Here is a 21046-nt window from a genome sequence, read left to right on the forward strand (position 1 = left end):
GCCATTTTAGCAGGCTTTTTCGCGCCTGGGAAGCTTCTTTTCGATGCTTCCCGAATCCTTGGTGGAGCTAAGCGGGATCGAACCGCTGACCTCTTGCATGCCATGCAAGCGCTCTCCCAGCTGAGCTATAGCCCCGTATCCGGTACTACCGGAACACCTTCACCGCGCTGCTGCCAAGAGCAGCATTTGCAGCGAAGACAGAATTATATAGCGATTTTCGCAACGAATGCAACACTTTTCATTGCTTCCACGGCGATTAACGACATAATCCCTCACCCTAAAAGAAAAACCCGCATGGCGATTAACCATGCGGGTTTAGTTTTGGCGGAGTGGACGGGACTCGAACCCGCGACCCCCGGCGTGACAGGCCGGTATTCTAACCGACTGAACTACCACTCCTTAGTCGGCTGCCGCTTCAAGCAAACGCTTGAGACGACATGCTGGACGTCTGATTACGCCCGGCTGTTTTGGCGTCCCCTAGGGGATTCGAACCCCTGTACTCACCGTGAAAGGGTGATGTCCTAGGCCTCTAGACGAAGGGGACAGAAACTTGTTTTTCAACACGTTCCGTCTGGGTCACCCGAAACAACCTAGATGACTCCGAAATCTTGGTGGAGCTAAGCGGGATCGAACCGCTGACCTCTTGCATGCCATGCAAGCGCTCTCCCAGCTGAGCTATAGCCCCATGGTACTGCCATTTACTGCAACTTGCTTTGTTTTCGCCTGATTTAACTACCGTTTCAAGCGAAGCCAAGATTATATATGAACCACTAATCTTTGCAAGCTCCCGTTTTGACTTTTTTCGCTATCTCTTCACATTAAAGCTGCTCGGCGATTCGCGAGGATCGTTGCGGATCCGCCAGCCCGCTTGGTCAGGGACCGCGCTGCAGGGAGAACGAGATTATGCGCAAGACCGGCCCGGAGCGCAAGCCCCCGGCGCGGACTTTTGCACGATTTTTTACGCGGCGGCGGCCAGGCGGCGCAGCACCGTGTCGCGGCCGAACAGTTCCAGCACGGCGTCGATGCTCGGGGTCTGCAACTGCCCCGCCACCAGCAGGCGCACCGGCATCGCAAGCTTGGGCATCTTCAGGCCAAACTCGGCCAGCACGGCCTTGAAAGTGGCGTTGATAGCCTCGCGCTTCCACTCGGGCAGCGCGGCGAGCTGGCTGGCCAGTGCCGCCAGCGCAGGCTGGATCTCCGGCGTCAGGTGCTCGGCCTTGAGGGCGGCGTCAGGCTGCGGCTCGCCGCGATAGAACAGCAGCGCGGCCTGCGCGACTTCCTTCAGCGTATTGGCACGGTCCTTCACCAGCGCCACCACGCCGACCAGGTCCGCCCCTTCCACCTTGCCGCCGAGCGCCTCGATAAACGACTGCGTCAGCGTGGCCAGGCGCTGGTTGTCGCCGACCTTGATGTAGTGGTTATTCAGCCAGGCCAGCTTCTCGGGGTTGTACTGGGCGGGCGACTTGCCCAGGTGCTCCAGGTCGAACCACTCGATAAACTGCTCGCGCGAGAAGATCTCGGCATCGCCGTGGGCCCAGCCCAGGCGCGCCAGGTAGTTCAGCACGGCTTCCGGCAGGTAGCCCTCGTCGCGGTAGCCCGTCACGGCCATGGCGCCGTGGCGCTTGCTCATCTTCTCGCCCTGCTCGTTGAGCACGGTCGGCAGGTGGGCGTAGACCGGCGGCGTGCCGCCGAGCGCGCGGATGATGTTGATCTGGCGCGGGGTGTTGTTGACGTGGTCGTCGCCGCGGATCACGTGGGTGATCTTCATGTCGAGGTCGTCCACCACCACGCAGAAGTTGTACGTGGGCGTACCGTCCGGGCGCGCGATCACCAGGTCATCGAGCTCGTCGTTTGAGATCTCGATGCGGCCCTTGACCGCGTCATCCCACACCACGCTGCCGCCGATCGGATTCTTGAAGCGGATCACCGGATCGACGCCGGCCGGCGGCTCGGGCAGGACCTTGCCCGGCTCGGGGCGCCAGAAGCCGTTGTAGCGCGGCTTCTCGCCACGCTCGCGCTGGGCTTCGCGCAGTGCGTCCAGCTCTGCCGTGCTCATGTAGCAGCGGTAGGCCAGGCCGGCCTCGACCATCTGCGCGACCACTTCGCGATAGCGGTCCATGCGCTGCATCTGGTAGAAGGGGCCCTCATCGATATCCATCTCCAGCCAGGCCATGCTCTCGAGGATCACGTCGACCGCTTCCTGCGACGAACGCTCGACGTCGGTGTCTTCGATGCGCAGGATGAAGTCGCCCTTCATGCGGCGGGCGAAGGCCCAGGGGTAGAGCGCGGAGCGGATATTGCCGAGGTGGATGAAACCGGTCGGGCTCGGCGCAAAGCGGGTGCGGACGCGTTGGGTCATGGTCAGGGGCAGAAACAAGAAAGCCCGCGCTCAGCGGCGCGCGGGCTGGTATGTGCAGGCTTTGCATTATACCAATGCGGTTCCCCCTCCCCGCCCCGCCGTGCCGGGCGCGCGCGGAATCATTTATGCTTGCGCCGGTCTGAGATCGTGCCTGCCGCGAAGAAACGCGAAGTCAGGCGCGCGTGAGCCGCGCCCGCATCACATGCCACCGCATGCCGGTCCCACCTGGTTCCTGATACCGCTTCATGCAACGACGTCATTTCCTCGGCATATCCGCGGCCGCCCTGCTGGCGGGGTGCTCGTTCGGCCCGCGCCCGGCGCCGCCGGTAGCAGCCACCCCGCCCACGCCTCGCCCGGTCAAGATCGGCCTCGCACTCGGCGGCGGCGCCGCGCGCGGCTTTGCGCATATCGGCGTGATCAAGGCGCTCGAAGCCCAGGGCATCCATGCCGACCTGGTAACCGGCACCAGCGCCGGCGCGGTGGTCGCCGCGCTGTACGCCAGCGGCCTGGACGGCTTCAAGCTGAACAAGCTGGCGCTGACCATGGACGAAGCGGCCATCGCCGACTGGGCCCTGCCCTTCGGCACCCGCTTCGGTGGCTGGCTCAAGGGCGAGGCGCTGCAGAACTACGTGAACCGGCTGGTGCAGAACCGACCGATCGAAGCGATGAAGCTGCCGCTGGGCATCGTCGCCACCGACCTGAAGACCGGCGAGAAAATCCTGTTCCGCCGCGGCAATACCGGGCAGGCGGTGCGCGCCTCGAGCAGCGTGCCGGGCGTGTTCCAGCCGGTATCGATCCAGGAGCACGACTATGTCGATGGCGGCCTGGTCGAGCCGGTACCGGTGGATTCCGCACGCAGCATGGGCGCGGACTTCGTTATCGCGGTCAATATCTCGGCCGATCCGTCGGCGCAGAAGAATGCCGGCCAGAGCGGCGTGCTGCTGCAGACCACGGCGATCATGGGCCAGTCGATCAACAAGATGGCACTGGCGCGCGCCGACGTGGTGATCCGCCCCGAACTGCCCGACATGGGCGGCAGCGACTTCAACGCCCGCAACCGCGCGGTGCTGGCCGGCGAACAGGCCGTCTCGGCGGTGATGGCTACGCTGCGCCAGAAGCTGGAACAGGCGCGGCTGCAGCCGGCGGGCACCGTCGCCGCACAATAGGCTCGCGTTGCCTGCGGAAAGCAAAAAGGACTGCCGCAGCAGTCCTTTTTGTTTGGGACGTACCGAAAGCTCAGCCGCCGTACAGCGTGGCGCGGCTGGCCTTGGGATCGTAGCGCTTGAGCGTCTCGACCATGTCGCCCAAGCTTTCGCTGCGGCTGCCGCCTTCCTTGTCGTCGATACGGCGGGCGCCGTTGTAGCGCGTCACCCAGTACGCCGCACGCATGTCGTCGACACGGATCTTGCTGCCCGTGGACGGGGCATGCACGAACTTGTTGTCGCCGATATAGATGCCGACATGCGAGAAGGTCTGGCGCATGGTGTTGAAGAACACCAGGTCGCCCGGACGCAGGTCGGTCGCCGCGACGTTGGTGCCGACACGGCTGATTTCGACAGAGCGGCGCGGCAGCATGAAGCCGAAGGTGTCATGGAACACGTAGCGGACAAAGCCGCTGCAGTCCAGGCCGGATTCGGGGCTGTTGCCGCCGAAGCGGTAACGCACGCCGATCAGGCCCAGCGCATTCATGACCAGGTCGCCAGCCTTGCTGGCAACGTTGCTGGTGGAATTCACCACCGACGACAGCAAGCCGCGCTTGCCTTCCGTATGCGAGTCCGCGGCCGGGGCCGTGGCATCGATACGGGCGTCGGCATCCTTGAATACCGTGTCCGCCAGCACTCCATTCGACACAGTCGCACCGCAGGCAATGGCAATCCCCACGGCGGCGCGCGCCAGGGAATGAAGTACCGATCGCTGCATTGGTTCTCCCGTTGATCGTTCCAAAGCAAGCCCCGGCACAAGACCGGGGCGGCTAGGGCTATCTGTGAAATTCGTGTGAACTTCCGGGAGCGAACCTACGCAACATCCGCGCCAGGCATTTCGCTGGCAACCGCACCAGAAACGTGCCTCGCACGATTCAATGCGTCGGACAGACCACCCCCAAAACTAGTTCTCGCGGGATGGTAAAGGGTTGTCATTCACATGTCAAAGTCCGTTACAAATTCCACGGATTTGGCTTGCGAATCAACGATATAGGCCGAATTTCGCATCTTGTTTATTGGATTGCGCATATCAAACGGTGCTATCCGAACGGGCCTGCGACGTTGTTGCGCAGTACCCATGATCAGGCCGCCCCGACCTGCGCCGCGGCCATCAGCTTGCGGGTATACGGATGCTGCGGCGCACCGAGCACCGCCTCGGTTTCGCCCGCCTCGACCACCTCCCCTGCCTTCATCACGAGCACGCGGTGCGCCATCGCACGGATCACGGCGAGGTCGTGGCTGATAAACAGGTAGCTGAGGTTGTACTTGTGCTGCAACTGCGACAGCAGCGCCAGCACCTGCTGCTGGATCGAGACATCCAGCGCCGAGGTCGGCTCGTCCAGCACCAGGATCTGGGGCTTGAGGATCAGCACCCGCGCGATCGCGATGCGCTGGCGCTGCCCGCCCGAGAACTCGTGCGGATAGCGGCCCAGCGCGGTGCGGTCCATGCCGACCTCGCGCAGCGCCTCGATCACACGCTGGCGCGTGGCCTCGCGCGAAAGCCCGGGCTGGTGCAACGCCAGGCCCTCGCCCACGATCTGCTCGATGGTCATGCGCGGCGCCAGGGAGCCGAACGGATCCTGGAACACCACCTGCATGCGCGAACGCAGCTGGCAACGGTCCTTGCGGGTAGCGTCGTCGAAACTGCGGCCGAGGAAATGGATGGTGCCGCCGCTCTTGCGCTGCAGCGCCAGCACCGTATGCGCCAGCGTGGTCTTGCCCGAGCCGGACTCGCCAACGATGCCGACGGTCTCACCCTCGCGCAACTGGAAGTCCACGTCCTTGACCGCCGCGAACTGGTCCTTGCCGAACCAGCCGGCCAGCCCGCGCCGTTTGCGCGCGTAGCTGACGCTGAGGTTGCGCGCCTCCAGCAGCACCGGTGCCAGCGGCACCAGCGGCAGCACCTCGCGCTTGGGGCGGCTGTCGATCAGCTTGCGGGTATACGGGTGCTGAGGCGCGGCGAACACCTGCGCGGTCTCGCCGGTCTCGACCAGCACGCCCTTCTCCATCACGCCCACGCGCTGGGCAAAGGCACGCACCAGGTTGAGGTCATGGGTGATCAGCATGACCGCCATGCCGAACTCGGCCTGCAGGTCGCGCAGCAGATCCAGGATCTGGGCGCGGATGGTGACGTCCAGCGCCGTGGTCGGCTCGTCCGCCAGCAGCAGCTTGGGGCGGCAGGCCAAGGCCATGGCGATCATGGCGCGCTGGCGCTGGCCGCCGGATAGCTGGTGTGGAAAGCTGTCGAAGCGGTGCGCGGCGTCGCTGATGCCGGTGCGCTCCAGCAGCGCGATGGCGCGTTCGCGCGCGGCGCGGCGGTCCAGGTCTTCGTGCAGCGCGAGCGTCTCGACGATCTGGTTGCCGATCGTATACAGCGGGTTCAGCGCGGTCATCGGCTCCTGGAAGATCATCGCGATGTCGGCGCCGCGGATCGCGCGCATCTCGCGGTCCGATACATCCAGCAGGTTCTTGCCCTTGAAGCGGATCGCACCATCGTAGTAGGCATCTTCCACCAGCCGCAGCATCGCCAGCGCGGTCACGGTCTTGCCCGAGCCGGACTCGCCAACCAGCGCATAGCGCTCGCCGGCGCGCAGGTCGAAGCTGACCTCGCGCACCGCGCGCGTGGCATGCTCGCCGTGGCCGAAGGTGACGGACAGCTTGTCCACACACATCAGCGTGGAGCCAGGAGCCGGGGCCGCCGTCGCCGGGCTCATCTCGGGTTGGAGCACAGGAGACAGCGCGGTCATGGCGTGACCTCCGGTGCCGCCCCGGTCGGCGCGCCGGCAGGGACCTTGGGTTCGACCCGGCCGCGCAGCGCAGCCAGGCCCAGGCGGGTGTCGAAGGCATCGCGCAGCGCATCGCCCATGAAGGTCAGCAGCATCAGCGTGACCACCAGCACCGTGAAGGTCGACAGCGAGATCCACCAGGCGTCCAGGTTGCCCTTGCCCTGCGCCAGCAGCTCGCCCAGGCTGGGCGTGGTGGGCGGCACGCCCAGGCCGAGGAAGTCCAGGCTGGTCAGCGCCAGGATCGCGGCACTCATGCGGAACGGCAGGAAGGTGATCACCGGGGTCAGGCTGTTGGGCAGGATATGGCGCCACATGATCTGCACATTGGACAGGCCCAGCGCACGCGCGGCCTTGACGTAGTCGAGCGAGCGGTTGCGGTAGAACTCGGCGCGCACGTAGTCGGACAGGCCCATCCAGCCGAACAGCGACAGCAGGATGATCAGCAGCGCCAGGCTGGGCTCGAAGATCGAGGCAAAGATGATCAGCAGGTACAGCTCTGGCATCGAACTCCAGATTTCGATGGCCCGCTGAGAAAACAGGTCGAAGCGCCCGCCGAAGAAGCCCATCAGCGCCCCGGTCAGCGTGCCGACCAGCACGCCGATCACCGTCAGCGCCATGCCGAACAGCACCGACACGCGAAAGCCATACAAGAGCCGCGCGAGGATGTCGCGGCCGCGGTCGTCGGTGCCCAGCCAGTTCTCGGCCGACGGCGGCGCCGGGTTTGGTTCCTTGGCGAAGTAGTTGAGCGAGTCGTACGAATACCGGTTCAGCGGGAAGACCGCAAAGTTCCCGTCGGTGGTGATGCGATCGCGGATAAACGGATCGAGATAGTCGGCCGGCGTCGGGAAATCGCCGCCGAAGGCGGTCTCGGGGTAGACCTTGACGATCGGGAAGAAATACTCGCCCTTGTAGCGCACCACCAGCGGCCGGTTGCTGGACAGCACCTCGGCGCCCAGGCTCAGCACGAAGATGATCACGAAGATCACCAGGCTCCAGTAGCCGCGCCGGTTGCGGCGGAAGCGCTGCCAGGCGCGCTGGCGCGGCGAGGGCGAGTGCGGCAGGCCGTTGGGCACCGCGTGCGTGAACGGTTTCATCGGTGCAAGCCCTCGAAATGAATGCGCGGGTCCACCAGCACGTAGCAGACATCGGAGATCAGGCGCGTGAACAGCCCGATCAGCGTGAACAGGTAGAGCGTGCCCAGCACCACCGGATAGTCGCGGCGCAGCACCGCCTCATACGACAGCAAACCCAGCCCGTCCAGCGAGAACAGCGTCTCGATCAGCAGAGAGCCCGTGAAGAAGGCGCCGATGAATGCCGCCGGGAACCCGGTGACCAGCGGGATCAGCGCGTTGCGGAACACATGCTTCCACAGCACACGGCGCTCGCCCAGGCCCTTGGCGCGCGCGGTCAGCACGTACTGCTTGCGGATTTCCTCCAGGAAGGCGTTCTTGGTCAGCATGGTGACCACCGCGAAGCTGCCCACCACCGACGCCGTAATCGGCAGCACGAGGTGCCACAGGTAGTCCATCACCTTGCCCATCAGCGACAGCTGGTCCCAGTTGTCCGAGGTCAGGCCGCGCAGCGGGAACCACTGCACGAAGGTGCCCCCGCCGAACAGCACCAGCAGCAGCACGCCCAGCACGAAGCCAGGAATGGCATAGCCCACCAGCACGATGATGCTGGTCACCACATCGAAACGGCTGCCCGCCCGGATCGCCTTGGAGATGCCGAGCGGCACCGATATCAGGTAGGTCAGGAAGAAGGTCCACAAACCCAGGCTGATCGAGACCGGCAGCTTGGACTTGACCAGCTCCCACACGCTGCGGTGCTGGAAATAGCTCTGGCCCAGGTCGAACTGGGCAAAGCGCTTGAGCATCAGGAAGTAGCGCTCCAGCGGCGGCTTGTCGAAGCCGTACAGCGCCTGGATCTCCTTGATCTTCTCGGGATCGACGCCGCGGCGCCCGCGGTATTCGGCACCGCCGCCGCTGGCTTCGCCGGCGCCGCCCCGCCCTTTCAGTTCCATCATCATCTGTTCGACCGGGCCGCCCGGCACGAACTGGATCACCACGAAGGTCAGCGTGATGACCCCGATCAGCGTCGGGATCATCAGCAGAATGCGCTTGAGCAGGTAGGCAAGCATCGGCCGGTCCTCTTCCTTGTGCTTGGGGTCGCCGGGCGCGTCAGCGCCCCTGCGGCTTGACGTCCTTGCGCCACCATTGGCTCAGGATCCAGCCTTCGGCCGTATAGAAATAGGGAAGCCGTTCCGGGTACCCCAGTTCCTTGCGGTAGGACACCCGGTGCGACGCGCTGTACCAGTTCGGCACGATGTAGTGGCCATGCATCAGCACGCGGTCCAGCGCGCGCCCGGCGGTGATCAGCTCCTGCCGGGTATGCGCGTGCAGCACGTTGTCCACCAGCTGGTCGACCGCCGGCGACTTGAGCCCGAATAGGTTGTCCGAGCCGGGCGTGCCGGCGGCCTCGGCAGCGAAGCGGTCGCGCAGCTCGTTGCCGGGGCTTTGCGAGTCGGGGAAACGGATCGACACCATGTCGAAGTCGAAGTCTTCCAGCCGCTTCTGGTACAGCGCAAAGTCCGTGGTGCGCTGGTGCACCTGGATGCCGAGCTTTTCCAGGTTGCGCACATAGGTGGTGATGACGCGGCTCATGGCGCCGCCGTCGTCCAGGAACTCGAACACCAGCGGCTCGCCCTTGGCGTTGCGCAACGCGCCGTCGGCATAGGTCCAGCCGGCCTGGGCCAACAGGCGCCGCGCCAGGCGCAGGTTGTCGCGCAAGGAGCGCGGCGCCGCGGTGCTCGGTTGCACCACTTCCGGGCCGAACACCTCCGGCGGCAACTGGGCGCGCAGCGGCTCGAGCAGTGCCAGCTCGCTGGGGCCGGGTCGGCCGTCGAGGGTGGCGCTGGCCGCCAGCTCGCTGTTGGAGAACCAGCTGTCCAGTCGCTTGTAGGCGCCGTAGAACAGTTGCCGGTTCAGCCATTCGAAGTCCAGCGCCAGGATCAACGCCTGGCGCACGCGCACGTCCTGGAACACCGGCTTGCGCATATTCATCACGAAGCCCTGCATGCCCGCGCCGTTGCGGTGCGGGAAGTCGGTCTTGATCAGCTCGCCGTTGCGGAAGCGCGTGCCCTGGTAGCTCTTGGCCCAGTTCTTGGCGCGATATTCGACGATGGCGTCGAACTCGCCCGCCTTGTAGGCCTCCAGCTTGGCGGTCTCGTCCTTGTACAGGCGGTAGACCACGCGCGCGAAATTGAAGGTACCTCGACGCACCGCCAGGTCCTTGCCCCAGTAGTTGGGGTCGCGCTTGAAGATGATGCCGCGGCCGGCGTCGTAACGCTCGATCAGGTAGGGACCGCTGGTAATCGGCGGCTCGAAGGTCAGCTTCGCGAACGGCACCGTGGCCGTCCATTTCTTCGAGAACACCGGCAGCGCGCCGACGATCAGCGGCAGCTCGCGATTGCGCTGCTTGAAGTCATAGCGCAGCGTGCGCTCGCCCGTCACGACCACGTCCTTCACGTCCGTGCACATGCTGCGATAGCCGGGGCTCGAGGCCTTGCTCATCAGCATGTCATAGGAATACTTGACGTCTGACGCGAGCACCGGGTCGCCATTGGAGAAGCGCGCTTGCGGCCGGATACGGAACGTGACCGACATCTCGTCCGGCGCCACCGTGACGTCCTCCGCCAGCAGGCCGTAGGCACTGGCGGTCTCGTCGGCGCTGCTGACCAGCAGCGACTCGAACATCAGCGCATTGAGCCCGGGCGCCGAGGTGCCCTTCAGCGTGAACGGGTTGAACTTGTCGAAACTGGTGCGCCGGTCCGGATTGGCGAGCGTCAGCGTGCCGCCGGCCGGTGCATTCGGATTGACGTAGTCGAAGTGCCGGAAATCCGCGCTGTACTTCAGATCCCCGTGCAGCGCAAAGCCATGCGCCGCCATTGCCGAAACGGGACATAGGAAGCCCCCCGCCGCCAGCACCATCGCCAGCCAATACCGCAGTACCGCATCCCGCCGGAAGCACTGCCATGCCGCCTGAAGCGGCCAACGTGCTTGAATAGGCATCCCGTTGGATTCCTCCACTATGACCTCTGGGGTCCCGGCGTTCTGCGGCCGGGCCAAGTATGAGACAATTTTACATGCGTCCGGGGTGGCCCCAGCCATCCGGACATTCCCTCTGCGCGGCGCAATAAAACGGCCGCAGGACAGCAAAGGCATGCGCACGGCCGCACCGCGGACGCAGGAAGCGTGCCTGATACACCACCTTGGAGAACTTATGGGATTTCTGGCAGGTAAGCGGATCCTTATCACCGGCTTGCTCTCGAACCGCTCGATCGCCTACGGCATCGCGTCGGCGTGCAAACGCGAAGGCGCCGAGCTCGCCTTCACCTATGTCGGCGAACGGTTCAAGGACCGGATCAGCGACTTTGCCAAGGAATTCGGCACCGACCTGGTATTCGAATGCGACGTCGGCAGCGACGAGCAGATCGCCGCGACCTTCGCCGCGCTGGGCCAGCGCTGGGAGAAGTTCGACGGGCTGGTGCACTCGATCGGCTTTGCGCCGCGCGAGGCGATCGCCGGCGACTTCCTGGAAGGCCTGTCGCGCGAAGGCTTCCGCGTCGCCCATGACATCTCCGCCTACAGCTTCCCGGCGCTGGCCAAGGCCGCGCTGCCGCTGCTGTCGGACAAGGCCTCGCTGCTGACGCTGACCTACCTGGGCGCCGAGCGCGTGGTCCCCAACTACAACACCATGGGCCTGGCCAAGGCCTCGCTGGAAGCCAGCGTGCGCTACCTGGCCTCGTCGGTGGGCCCGCGCGGCATCCGCGCCAACGGCATCTCGGCCGGCCCGATCAAGACCCTGGCCGCCTCGGGCATCAAGGGCTTCGGCAAGCTGCTGGGCCACTTCGAGCAAGCCGCGCCGCTGCGCCGCAACGTGACCATCGAAGAAGTCGGTAACGTGGCCGCCTTCCTGCTGTCCGACCTGGCCAGCGGCGTGACCGGTGAGATCACCTATGTCGACGGCGGCTTCAACGTGGTCGGCGCGAGCGTGGCGGACGCAGAATAAGCCGGCCCGCCAGCCTGCATGAGAAAGGTGTCCGTCCGGGCACCTTTTTTTATTGCCGCGAGGCCGGCAGCGTGCGGCGCCGGCGCTGTTTGTTGCGCTACGCTGCCGCAGTGGCGCCGCGACGATCCATGTCGAGCATCGACCAGGCATAAATCCCCAGCCCGCCCAGTGCCAGCAGCAGGCCCACCCAGCCGGTCGACGTCCAGCCATAGCCGGCCGCGATGGTCACGCCGCCCAGCCACGCACCCAGCGCATTGGCCATGTTGAAGGCAGAGTGATTGAGCGCGGCCGCCAGCGTCTGCGCATCGCCCGCCACGTCCATCAGCCGGATCTGCAGCGCCGGGCCGAGCGCCACCGCCGTGCCCACCAGCAGTACGTTGAATGACGCCAGCCACGCATGCGGCGCGGTGAAGGTGAAGGCCGCCAGCACCAGCGCCGTCCACACCAGTACGCCGCCAATGGTCGGCATCAGCGCTTTGTCCGCCAGGCGCGCGCCGGCAAGGTTGCCTGCCACCATGCCGACGCCGAACAGCGCCAGCACGATCGGGATGCCAGCCGCCGGCATATGCGCGAGTTCCAGCATGGTCGGCTTGATATAGCTGAACACCGAGAACATGCCGCCGAAGCCGATCGCGCCAATGCCCAGCGTCAGCCATACCTGCTTGCGCCTGAGCGCCGACAGCTCGCGCAGCGGGCTGGCATGCCGGTCGGCCGGCACGAACGGCACCCAGCGCCACACCAGTAGCGCAGTCAGCGCGCCGATGGCGCCGACGATCAGGAAGGCGGAGCGCCAGCCTAGCCAGGTCCCAACCGTGGCCGCGATCGGCACGCCCACCAGCGTGGCGATGGTCAGGCCGAGCATCACCAGCCCCACCGCCTGTGCGCGCCGCTCTCGTGCCACCAGGCTGGCGGCGACCAGCGCCGCCACGCCGAAGTACGTGCCATGCGGAAAGCCCGTCAGCAGACGCGCGACCAGCATCGACAGGTAGGAAGGCGCCAGCGCGCTGGCGATATTGCCGGCGGCAAACATGGCCATCAGCGCGATCAGCAGGTTGCGCCGCGGCCAGCGCGCGCCCAGCACCGCAAGTAGCGGCGCACCGATCACCACGCCCAGGGCATAGGCACTGATCAGATGGCCAGCTTCCGGGATCGAGATGGCAAGGTCGCGCGCGGCATCTGGCAGCAGGCCCATGATGACGAACTCGCCGGTGCCGATGGCGAAGCTGCCGACACCAAGCGCGAGCAGCGGCAGCCGGCCGGTGTTGCCGGGCGCTTCAGATTCTGCGACGGGGGAAAGGGAAGACTGGGCGCCGCGGACCGAATCCGCGGCGGATTGTGCATGTGGGGCGGCCATGTACAGGATCGCAAGGTGTTCTTCGGATTGCCGCCCGCTGACGGGCGGGGTCCGGGCCCTCGCCTCTGATGCTCCAGCGTGCTCCTGTGCGGCGCGCAGGTCGTATTGTGCGGCAAAACGGCGAAACGTGCCGGCGCCTGCCCCGGCTACGCCGTTGCTGCTACGGCGCTCAATGCTGCACTTGGTAGCGCGCGAGCAAGTGCGCATACGGCGCCACGGCGCGATCCGATTGATTTGGGGGGTGGCCCGGGCGCTTGCGGGCGGCGCGGCGCCGTGCGATTGCAGCGAGGCGGCCGCTGGGGCCAGAGAAATGGGCGTCAACCAGACGCTGGCGCGTCCTAGAGGATTCGAACCTCTGACCGCTCGCTTAGAAGGCGAGTGCTCTATCCAACTGAGCTAAGGACGCGAAGGCGTGCATTCTACCGCAGCGCCGCCGCCCGGTGACAAGCGGAGTGACAGGCGCCACGCATCAGGAAGCGACGCGCGGTTGGCTGCGCGTGACGTAGCGGCCCTCGGCCACGGCGGCGTCGCTGCCCGCAGAGCTTGCCGCGGGGTGCATCGACACGCAGTTGCGCCCCTTCAGCTTGGCATCGTAGAGGGCGCGATCGGCACGGCGCATCAGCGCGTCGGCGCCCTCGCCGGCGTGGCGCGCAGCCAGGCCGATGCTGACTGTGTAGGCGATCGGATCGGGCTCTGACGGGCACGGCGTGGCTCGCACCGATGTGGCCAGCCGCATGCAGGTCAACCTGCCATTCTCCAGCGCGGTATCGGGCATCACGATGGCGAACTCCTCCCCGCCCAGGCGCCCCGCCACGTCGCGCGCACCGCAGGCCTTGCGCAGCAGGCCGGCAAAGTGCCGCAGCACGCTGTCACCGGCCAGGTGCCCGTAGACATCGTTGATCGCCTTGAAATGGTCCAGGTCGACGAACGCAACCGTCAGCGGCTGGCGTTGCCGCTCGGCCTGCAGGCACGCCGCTTCGAGTTCTTCCCAGAACGCGCCGCGCAGCAGCACGTCGGTCAGGTCGTCATGCCGGGCGCGCCTCTCCAGCATGCGTCGCAGCCGGTCGTGCGCCATCAGCGCAAAGCTGACCGAGGCGCCCACCAGCGCAAAGACATTGAGCATGGCCAGTTCGCCGTCCCACGGCATCGGCCGCGGCCAGGCCCCGCCCTGTACCACCGTGGCCAGCGGCAGCGCCAGCGTCCACACATTGATGCCCGCCGCGGCGATGACGATTAGCACCAGGGACAGCGCCGCCAGCCGGCCCGTGCCGCGCGTGGACGGCACCGATGGCACGATGCTGCGCGCCAGGTCGAGCAGCAGCAGGATATGGCACGCCGTCAGCAGCGGCGCCATTGCCGGCAGCGCCGGCGGCGCGGCCATGTATTGCGGCGCCAGGTCCAGCCACGCCACGCCGGCGCCCGCCGCCAGGTTCAGCGCCAGCATCGGCGCGGTGCGGCCGGGCCGCCCCGCAAAGTGCCGCACACCCACCGCCATCACTGACAGCGCCGCCAGAAGCGCCAGGTCGGTCGCCTCCGGCACCAGCCACAGCGGCCGCAGTTCCTGCACGGCGGACAGCACCGAAGCCATCGCCGCCGCCACATTCCCCAGCGCCCACGACGTCAGGCCGCTGCGGTCCATGCCGGCGGACCGGCGCAATACGACGCAAACCACCGCCATCTGCAGGGCAAACAGCCCCGCGATGAGCACAACTATGTGCGACTGAAACATCTTTATCCCGTCCAAGGCGACAGCGGCGCTCCGCATGGCGCCACCCTTCCCTTTCTTGTACCGGTCCTGTGCCGGACCGTTGATTTAGATTCCCGCATCCTGGATCAGGCCATCCCGGCGGCTGCCGGCCGGCAGGCGCAGACGCGCCGACGCACTCTCCGGGGGGGGGCGGGAGCGCTGTTCTTGTTGTGGTGATCAGGTCAGTCCGGAAGGAAAACGCAAACCGGGCGTTCCCAATAGCACGCCGGTCGGACTGGAGCGGTGCACGGATTATCGCAGCGCGCAAACCCAAGTCAAGCCAAAGCGCCCCCGCCAGAAGGGGGAGAACACCTGCCACGCAACACCGCGGCGTGGTGTACATCACCACATCGGATTGACCACGATCCTTGGAGCGGGCTACAATGCTTGGCTTCGGGGCGTAGCGCAGCCTGGTAGCGCATCTGATTTGGGATCAGAGGGTCGCATGTTCGAATCATGTCGCCCCGACCAGTTTTAAGCTTTGAGAATGACGGCCTGGACAGCAATGTCCGGGCCGTTTTTCTTTGGCACGCTCCTTTTGCGGCGCAGCCGCATCCTCACCACCGCGGCAACAACTCGGGCCAGATCAGCGCCGCCGCGGTCAGTATCAGCATTATCGCGACCAGGATGAGGCCCCGCATCGGGCCATCGTTGCGGGCTTCGCCCTCGGGCACCCACGGCGGTGGAGCGCCTGCCTGCGCGTGCGCCGGAGGTGGGGGCGGCGGCTCAGCGCCCGCGGCTGGGGCGTGCTTCGCGGCACGCGGCACGAAATCCGGCTGGGCCAGCAGGAAACCCATCGGGGTCGACTGGGTGACCGCACCTATGTGCTGGAACAGCAATTTGGACAGCGCCAGGCAGTCGTCCAGCGCGATCTGCGGGCGGGGCCGGAAGATGCGCAGGTGCTCGCACAGTGTATCGAGCTTGTGGTTGGGGGCGTGGAAGTACTGGGACCAGCGCAGCTGCCGGACCGAGCAGCGCCAGCGTTTGCGCTGTATGTCGGGCACCACTTTTTCGAGCATGCGGGCGTTGAACTCGGCGCCGTGCGCCACCAGCACATCAGCGTCGTCGACGATGGCGCGGATGGCATCGACGTCGAAACGCTGGCCGCGCAGCATCTCGGTGGTCAGGCCGTGCACGCCGGTGGCGGCCTCGCTGATTGCCACGGTGGGCTCCTGCGAACCGTAGTAGTCGGTAATCTCCCGCACGAGGCTGCCCGCACGCGGCGCTACTTCGACAAGCAGCAGGCCGATGCTGACGGGCTCGTCCGCTGGCGTGAGCCCCGTGGTTTCCGTACTGACGATTGCCACCCGCATGGGTACTCCGGTTGGCCGTCCGCAAGGCTTGTTGGCGGCGGCCGCTCTGATCGTTTGCCTCTAGGTTAGTGCGGGCGCGCCAAACGTCATATCAACCAGATGGGCTAGCCAAGGGTGCCAGCCGAATGGATGCCTGCTGGCGCCCACTGCCGGCCGCGCCGTTCAGGCCGGCTGCTGGTCCGACGTGTCGTTGCGCCGTCGCTCGAGATTGCAGTACACATCCGCCGCCACCAGCCCGAAAAGCGCATGGGCGAACAGGCTCTCCCAGCCGCGTGCCTCGTCGAACCAGTTGAAATAGCGTCCCAAAACGTAGAAGTTGACCAGGTACACCACCACGCCGAACACGATGCCGACCACCGAGGCCAGGCCCATGCTGGAATCCAGCCGGAACGACGCCAGGATCAGGGCCAGGACCGCCGCCAGGATGATCGACAATGCGAAGTGCACGGTACCCGCCGACAGCACGATGGTCCAGTTGAAGGCATCGGCCGACAGCGCTTCACGCCCGAGGATGATGGCTGCCACCATCTTCACCGTCCCCCAGGCGCCCTGGTACAGCAGGAAGCGCGCAGTCAGCAACTCAAGCACCATGTAGACCGCGCCGGCGATCAGGCCCGCCATCACGGCGGCCCGCCAGTCCGGCTTGCAGCGGACATAGCGGTGCGATTCCAGATGGAGTTCCATGGCAGTCTCCTTGCGAGATCCGGCGCGGCAGGCCGTACGAGTTAGTTCTAGCTCATACGACGCAAATACCAAGCGGCCACCTCGCCCTCAAGTGCGCCGTACATCACCACCACAGCCCACCCATGTTGCGTTGCCCAAACCTGCGCTGCCGACCTGCGCCGGCAATGCTGCAACTGCGTACGTGGTATACTGTCGTAGTAGCCCCCGGGGTGTCCGTGCATCCCTGTAACCGGGCGTTCTCACCAGCGCGCTTTCGCGAGCGCACAGCAGCCGCCGGCGCGGGCCCATCCGCGACGACATCCAAACTGGCGAACCACCGGGTACACCTGCCCGCCCATCCTGCGTAGCGCACGGCCGCCCGGCCGTCACCGGCAAAGGCCGGCGCCCACGCAATCCGCGCCAGCCAGGCGATACCGCTGACAGGACCGAGCATCAGGCCGCGCGCGCCGCAAGCCGCGTGAGCTTGCTCCGAACCACCCCAGAGGCACGCTTCGCCGCCAGCGGCGATATGTGCCCCGGCCCTGTGCCGCGCCAATGCGCCGGACGAGCCGACAGGAATTTTTGATAACGCAACCATGCAGCCTTCGCTGGCTGCCGAAAAGGAAGACAGATTGGCTAAGGAAGAACTCATTGAATTTGGCGGCGTGGTGTCGGAAGCCCTGCCTGACAACCGCTATCGTGTCACGCTGGAAAACGGCGTGGAAATCTGGGCATACGCTTCGGGCAAGATGCAGAAGCACCGCATCCGCATCCTGGCCGGCGACCGTGTCACCCTGGAAATGTCGCCCTACGACCTGACCAAGGGACGCATCAACTTCCGCCACAAGTCCTGAGTTTTGCACGGCCGCGGCGGCGCTGAAGGCGCCGCCGGGCCGGCTGCGCTTGCACGCCGACGCGCTGTCACATCGCTGACACCGCGCCCGGACACACTTTTGGGGCTGCCCACCGGCAGCCTGTTTTCGTTTACGTTCTGCTTACGTGCTGACGTGCCTTCGCTCCGTGCCGTCATTCGCGCCAGCGCCGATGGCGCTACGGAAGCCTGTCGCTTGCGCCGGTCGGGCCGCTTCACCATACTCGAAGCACCCCCCTTGCCCAGCCCGACATGAACCTGATCCTGTGGCGCCACGCCGAAGCCGAAGCCCTCCCCGACGCGCTCAGCCTGAGCCGCAATGCCGACCTGCAGCGCCCGCTGACTCGTCGCGGCCGCAAGCAGGCGGAAGCCTCGGCCAGATGGCTGCGCGCGCATCTGCCCGCCGATACCCGCGTGCTGTGCAGTCCCGCGGTGCGCGCGCGTGAGACGGCGGCCGCGCTGACCGGCGAGCCGGAGATTGTCGAGGCGCTCTCGCCCGGCGCCGATGTCAGCGCGATACTGGCCGCGGTGCAATGGCCCGAGCGGCCCGAGCACGTGGTGGTGGTCGGGCACCAGCCTTGGATCGGCCGCGTGGCCAGCCTGCTGCTGGCCGGCACCGAGATGGACTGGAGCGTGCGCAAGAGCGGCGTGTGGTGGCTCACCGGCCGCACCCGCGAAAGCGAAGCGCAGACCGTGCTGCGCGCGGTGGTGAATCCCGAATTCCTCTGAGGGCTGGCTCAGGCGTTTCTGACGCCGGGCGACAGTGCCTCAAGCCCGTCAAATGCCGGCCACGCCAATTCCACGCGGCGCAGCCGCGTCACCTCGCGCCCCATCGCTATCCCACAAAATCAGAAATAGCTGATAGCAGGCGGAATCTCCCGTCCCTAGAGTCGCTACGGTGCCGCCTGCGCGGTGCCGTGCCCGCCCTGCCCCGTGCATGGGCGCCGACCGCAGGTGTCACGGAGATTCCCCCATGAACCGCCCGCCCCACCGCCAGCCCCGCCACGAGGCCCTCAGCACCACTGGCGGATCCATCACACGAAGATCCCCAGCCTCCCCCCGCGGCGTGCGCCGTCACGGAAGCGTCATCGACGGGTCACGGCCTTGTCACCGGGGCTCACTACATTGCATCGCAACAGTTTCGTCACCAAAAGGACATACTGATGCGAGACCTCCCGACGCCTACCCAGCCGCTCTTCGACTCTCTGCCCAATGGCCTCGGCGGCCAGACGGCGCGGAGGCGTCTTCCTCGTCAATCGGATACGGCAAATGAGTCGCCTGCTCTCAGCGTGGCGTGGGCGCGCCACCAGGACGAAGTAGTCGAAGCGCAGCGCCTGCGCTACAAGGTGTTTGCCGAGGAGATGGGCGCGCGCCTGACGTCCTCGGTGCCCGAACTGGACATCGACATGTTCGATGCCTACTGCGACCACCTGATCGTGCGCGACCTAGCCACGCTGCGCGTGGTCGGCACCTACCGCGTGCTGCCGCCGCACCAGGCCAAGCGCCTGGGCTGCCTGTACGCGGAATCGGAATTCGACCTGGTGCGCCTGGCGCACCTGCGCCCCAAGATGCTCGAACTGGGCCGCTCGTGCGTGCACCGCGACTACCGCTCGGGCAGCGTGATCATGGCCCTGTGGGGAGGCCTGGGCGAGTACCTGCAGCGCTGGGGCATCGAGTCCATGCTGGGCTGCGCCAGCGTGCCGATGAGCGATGGTGGCCACTACGCGGCCAGCCTGCACCGCCTGTTCAGCGAGCGCTCGCTGGCGCCGATCGAGTACCACGCCTTCCCGCGCCTGCCGCTGCCGGTCGAGGACCTGAACCAGCAGCTGGAGGTGGAGCCGCCCGCGCTGATTAAGGGCTACCTGCGCCTGGGCGCCAAGATCTGCGGCCAGCCGGCCTGGGACCCCGACTTCAACGTGGCGGACTTCCTGACGCTGCTACGCGTGAACGACATGAACCCGCGCTACGCCCGCCACTTCCTGGGCCTGAACAACGCCGCCTGAGCGGCGGCATCCCTCCGGCCGCCTCCGCGGCGGCCGCCCTCCCCGCGCTCAGTCGCCTCAGTCGTAGACAACCTTGTAGCGCTTGCCGATCCGCTGCCACTCGTCGGCCTCCTGCGCAAGGCTGTATTCGATCAGCGGATTGGCCTCGATCCACGCCTTCGGCAGCTTCACCGTGAAGCCTTCGTCCAGCGCCTCGGCCAGCTGGCTCACGCGGATATCGGGCAAGGCCACGTCCGAGCGCCGACGGCACAGCACGAAGCCCAGCCGCAGGCTGAACAGCATGCGCCAGTCGACGAACTTGCCGCTGCCAGAGAGCTTGCCGAGCTTGCCCGCATGGCCCAGCAGCAGCGTCGCCAGCCGCGCCTGGTCGGTCTTGGAAAACCCCGGCATGTCCGCATGCGTGGAGATGTAGGCCGAATGCTTGTGATAGCCGCTGTGCGAGATCGACATGCCGATCTCGTGCAGGCTGGCGGCCCAGCCCAGCAACAGCAGGTTGTCCTCGCGGCGTTCGTTGGCGGGCTCGGGGAACTGTGCCAGCAGCGCCTGCGCTGTGCCGCGCACGCGTGCGGACTGGGCCCGGTCCACGCCATAGCGCCGCATGAACTGGTCGACCGTGACCGTGCGCATGTCCTCGTGGTGGCTGCGCCCGAGCAGGTCATACAGCACGCCCAGACGCAGCGCGCCGTCGGTCACGTCCATGCGGTCGATATCGAGTTCGGCGAACACGCCGAGCATGATCGACAGGCCGCCTGGCAGCACCGGGATGCGGTCCGGCTTGAGACCGGTCAGCTTGACGCGGTTGGTGTTTTCGGCCTTGATCAGCGCGCGTTTGAGCCGCTCCAGCCCTTCGCGCGTGATGCCGTGCTCAGACGGGTTGTCATTCATGCCGTTGAGCTCGATCAGCTCGGCCAGCGCGCGCGCGGTGCCTGACGAGCCCACCGCCTGCTCCCAGCCGGCGGCGCGGTACTGGCGCACCAGCACCTGGATCTCGCGGCGCGCGGCCAGCTCGGCCTGCTTCATCGCGTAGTCATCGACATTGCCGCTGGGGAAGAACTGCCGGCTGTGCGAGACGCAGCCGATATACAGGCTCTCCATCAGCTTGGACTGGTAGCCGCTGCCGATGATGAACTCGGTCGAGCCGCCGCCGATATCGACCACCAGCCGGTTGCCCTGGCACACCGGCGCGTCATGCGAGGCGCCGAGGTAGATCAGCCGCGCCTCTTCGCGCCCGGCAATGACTTCGATCGGGAAACCGAGGGCGCTTTCGGCCTCGATCAGGAATTCCGACGCGTTCTTGGCCACGCGCAGGGTGTTGGTCGCCACGGCGCGCACCTGGTTGGGCGCGAAGTCGCGCAGCCGGTCGCCGAAGCGCCGCAGCGCGTCGATGCCACGGCGGCGCGCGGGCTGGTCCAGGTATTTGTCGGGTGTCAGGCCGGCTGCCAGGCGCACCGGCTCGCGCAGCGCGTCGACCTGGAAGATCTGGCTGGCCGGACCGCTGGCGGTGGGGGTTTCGTCCACCCGCCCGATCATCAGGCGGAAGCTGTTCGAGCCCATGTCGACGGCGGCCAGCAGGCGTGGGGAATCGTTCATCGTGTGATTGGAGGGCTGGTTCGCGTTGGCGTTGCGCGTTCATGCGATGGTGGCGGGTGCATGGTAGTGCCTCCGGCCGGCGCTCGCG

Annotated in this window: 16 protein-coding genes and 6 tRNA genes; 6 read left to right on the top strand and 16 right to left on the bottom strand. The window is 66.4% G+C overall.

What is annotated here, in order from left to right; translation table 11 throughout:
- Window positions 1-59 precede the first annotated feature (59 nt).
- The 5 genes from K307_RS39550 to gltX all read right to left on the bottom strand — a co-directional run bounded on the left by K307_RS39550 (window position 60) and on the right by gltX (window position 2359).
- Window positions 60-135 (bottom strand) — tRNA-Ala (locus tag K307_RS39550).
- 187 nt (window positions 136-322) lie between these two features.
- Window positions 323-399 (bottom strand) — tRNA-Asp (locus K307_RS39555).
- Between the two features lie 69 nt (window positions 400-468).
- Window positions 469-544: transfer RNA gene (locus K307_RS39560), tRNA-Glu, on the bottom strand.
- 65 nt (window positions 545-609) lie between these two features.
- Window positions 610-685: transfer RNA gene (locus K307_RS39565), tRNA-Ala, on the bottom strand.
- Window positions 686-958: 273 nt separating this feature from the next.
- Window positions 959-2359 (bottom strand): glutamate--tRNA ligase, encoded by a 1401-nt coding sequence (gene gltX / locus K307_RS39570; RefSeq protein ID WP_042886489.1) that lies wholly within the window; start codon window positions 2357-2359, stop codon window positions 959-961.
- 245 nt (window positions 2360-2604) lie between these two features.
- Between gltX and K307_RS39575 the strand changes: the two genes are divergently transcribed.
- Window positions 2605-3525, top strand: coding sequence for a patatin-like phospholipase family protein (locus K307_RS39575; RefSeq protein ID WP_042886490.1), 921 nt, complete (start codon window positions 2605-2607; stop codon window positions 3523-3525).
- A 70-nt stretch (window positions 3526-3595) separates the two neighbouring features.
- Here the strand turns inward: K307_RS39575 and K307_RS39580 are convergent, their stop codons facing one another.
- The 5 genes from K307_RS39580 to K307_RS39600 all read right to left on the bottom strand — a co-directional run bounded on the left by K307_RS39580 (window position 3596) and on the right by K307_RS39600 (window position 10417).
- Window positions 3596-4279 (bottom strand): C40 family peptidase, encoded by a 684-nt coding sequence (locus K307_RS39580; protein ID WP_042886491.1) that lies wholly within the window; start codon window positions 4277-4279, stop codon window positions 3596-3598.
- Window positions 4280-4643: 364 nt separating this feature from the next.
- Window positions 4644-6275 (bottom strand): ABC transporter ATP-binding protein, encoded by a 1632-nt coding sequence (locus tag K307_RS39585; RefSeq protein ID WP_051975494.1) that lies wholly within the window; start codon window positions 6273-6275, stop codon window positions 4644-4646.
- Between the two features lie 29 nt (window positions 6276-6304).
- The gene (locus K307_RS39590) at window positions 6305-7441 is read right to left on the bottom strand and encodes an ABC transporter permease (protein WP_042886493.1); all 1137 of its coding nucleotides are present in this window, start codon (window positions 7439-7441) and stop codon (window positions 6305-6307) included.
- The gene (locus K307_RS39595) at window positions 7438-8487 is read right to left on the bottom strand and encodes a microcin C ABC transporter permease YejB (RefSeq protein WP_042886494.1); all 1050 of its coding nucleotides are present in this window, start codon (window positions 8485-8487) and stop codon (window positions 7438-7440) included. The genes K307_RS39590 and K307_RS39595 overlap by 4 nt, the downstream gene beginning before the upstream one ends.
- 40 nt (window positions 8488-8527) lie before the next feature.
- Window positions 8528-10417, bottom strand: a complete 1890-nt coding sequence (locus tag K307_RS39600; RefSeq protein ID WP_042886495.1) for an extracellular solute-binding protein — start codon at window positions 10415-10417, stop codon at window positions 8528-8530.
- 211 nt (window positions 10418-10628) lie between these two features.
- Between K307_RS39600 and fabI the strand changes: the two genes are divergently transcribed.
- Window positions 10629-11417, top strand: coding sequence for an enoyl-ACP reductase FabI (gene fabI / locus K307_RS39605; protein WP_042886496.1), 789 nt, complete (start codon window positions 10629-10631; stop codon window positions 11415-11417).
- Window positions 11418-11514: 97 nt separating this feature from the next.
- On the opposite strand, the gene K307_RS39610 is transcribed toward fabI, so the two are convergent.
- The 3 genes from K307_RS39610 to K307_RS39620 form a co-directional block, all read right to left on the bottom strand.
- On the bottom strand, window positions 11515-12771 hold the full coding sequence (locus K307_RS39610) for an MFS transporter (RefSeq protein WP_042886497.1): 1257 nt from the start codon (window positions 12769-12771) through the stop codon (window positions 11515-11517).
- 329 nt (window positions 12772-13100) lie between these two features.
- Window positions 13101-13177: transfer RNA gene (locus K307_RS39615), tRNA-Arg, on the bottom strand.
- Window positions 13178-13240: 63 nt separating this feature from the next.
- Window positions 13241-14500 (bottom strand): GGDEF domain-containing protein, encoded by a 1260-nt coding sequence (locus K307_RS39620; RefSeq protein WP_042886498.1) that lies wholly within the window; start codon window positions 14498-14500, stop codon window positions 13241-13243.
- 412 nt (window positions 14501-14912) lie between these two features.
- Between K307_RS39620 and K307_RS39625 the strand changes: the two genes are divergently transcribed.
- Window positions 14913-14989, top strand: a tRNA-Pro gene (locus tag K307_RS39625).
- 86 nt (window positions 14990-15075) lie between these two features.
- Here the strand turns inward: K307_RS39625 and K307_RS39630 are convergent.
- Together K307_RS39630 and K307_RS39635 are read right to left on the bottom strand one after the other, a co-directional pair.
- A complete protein-coding gene (locus K307_RS39630) occupies window positions 15076-15831 on the bottom strand; it encodes an exonuclease domain-containing protein (protein ID WP_042886499.1) in 756 nt (251 codons plus the stop codon).
- 162 nt (window positions 15832-15993) lie between these two features.
- The gene (locus K307_RS39635; protein WP_042886500.1) at window positions 15994-16515 is read right to left on the bottom strand and encodes a hypothetical protein; all 522 of its coding nucleotides are present in this window, start codon (window positions 16513-16515) and stop codon (window positions 15994-15996) included.
- A 611-nt stretch (window positions 16516-17126) separates the two neighbouring features.
- Between K307_RS39635 and infA the strand changes: the two genes are divergently transcribed.
- From infA to K307_RS39650, 3 genes are all read left to right on the top strand, one after another.
- Window positions 17127-17348: a translation initiation factor IF-1 gene (gene infA / locus K307_RS39640; protein ID WP_008641674.1), complete on the top strand. Its 222-nt coding sequence runs from the start codon at window positions 17127-17129 to the stop codon at window positions 17346-17348.
- A gap of 269 nt (window positions 17349-17617) precedes the next feature.
- Window positions 17618-18094: a SixA phosphatase family protein gene (locus tag K307_RS39645; RefSeq protein ID WP_042886501.1), complete on the top strand. Its 477-nt coding sequence runs from the start codon at window positions 17618-17620 to the stop codon at window positions 18092-18094.
- Between the two features lie 434 nt (window positions 18095-18528).
- Window positions 18529-19368, top strand: a complete 840-nt coding sequence (locus K307_RS39650; protein WP_042886502.1) for a GNAT family N-acetyltransferase — start codon at window positions 18529-18531, stop codon at window positions 19366-19368.
- Between the two features lie 57 nt (window positions 19369-19425).
- Here K307_RS39650 and ppx read toward each other — a convergent pair whose 3' ends face one another.
- Complete coding sequence (gene ppx / locus K307_RS39655; RefSeq protein WP_042886503.1) at window positions 19426-20958, bottom strand: exopolyphosphatase; 1533 nt, start codon at window positions 20956-20958, stop codon at window positions 19426-19428.
- Window positions 20959-21046: the final 88 nt, after the last annotated feature.

This window comes from Cupriavidus necator A5-1 (assembly GCF_000744095.1).
GTDB classification, from domain to species: Bacteria; Pseudomonadota; Gammaproteobacteria; order Burkholderiales; family Burkholderiaceae; genus Cupriavidus; species Cupriavidus necator_A.

Bases quoted from the DNA above. Each gene is read 5' to 3' on its own strand.
- gltX (WP_042886489.1), bottom strand. From the start codon at position 2,359: ATGACCCAACGCGTCCGCACCCGCTTTGCGCCGAGCCCGACCGGTTTC.
- K307_RS39575 (WP_042886490.1), top strand. From the start codon at position 2,605: ATGCAACGACGTCATTTCCTCGGCATATCCGCGGCCGCCCTGCTGGCG.
- K307_RS39580 (WP_042886491.1), bottom strand. From the start codon at position 4,279: ATGCAGCGATCGGTACTTCATTCCCTGGCGCGCGCCGCCGTGGGGATT.
- K307_RS39585 (WP_051975494.1), bottom strand. From the start codon at position 6,275: ATGAGCCCGGCGACGGCGGCCCCGGCTCCTGGCTCCACGCTGATGTGT.
- K307_RS39590 (WP_042886493.1), bottom strand. From the start codon at position 7,441: ATGAAACCGTTCACGCACGCGGTGCCCAACGGCCTGCCGCACTCGCCC.
- K307_RS39595 (WP_042886494.1), bottom strand. From the start codon at position 8,487: ATGCTTGCCTACCTGCTCAAGCGCATTCTGCTGATGATCCCGACGCTG.
- K307_RS39600 (WP_042886495.1), bottom strand. From the start codon at position 10,417: ATGCCTATTCAAGCACGTTGGCCGCTTCAGGCGGCATGGCAGTGCTTC.
- fabI (WP_042886496.1), top strand. From the start codon at position 10,629: ATGGGATTTCTGGCAGGTAAGCGGATCCTTATCACCGGCTTGCTCTCG.
- K307_RS39610 (WP_042886497.1), bottom strand. From the start codon at position 12,771: ATGGCCGCCCCACATGCACAATCCGCCGCGGATTCGGTCCGCGGCGCC.
- K307_RS39620 (WP_042886498.1), bottom strand. From the start codon at position 14,500: ATGTTTCAGTCGCACATAGTTGTGCTCATCGCGGGGCTGTTTGCCCTG.
- K307_RS39630 (WP_042886499.1), bottom strand. From the start codon at position 15,831: ATGCGGGTGGCAATCGTCAGTACGGAAACCACGGGGCTCACGCCAGCG.
- K307_RS39635 (WP_042886500.1), bottom strand. From the start codon at position 16,515: ATGGAACTCCATCTGGAATCGCACCGCTATGTCCGCTGCAAGCCGGAC.
- K307_RS39645 (WP_042886501.1), top strand. From the start codon at position 17,618: ATGAACCTGATCCTGTGGCGCCACGCCGAAGCCGAAGCCCTCCCCGAC.
- K307_RS39650 (WP_042886502.1), top strand. From the start codon at position 18,529: ATGCGAGACCTCCCGACGCCTACCCAGCCGCTCTTCGACTCTCTGCCC.
- ppx (WP_042886503.1), bottom strand. From the start codon at position 20,958: ATGAACGATTCCCCACGCCTGCTGGCCGCCGTCGACATGGGCTCGAAC.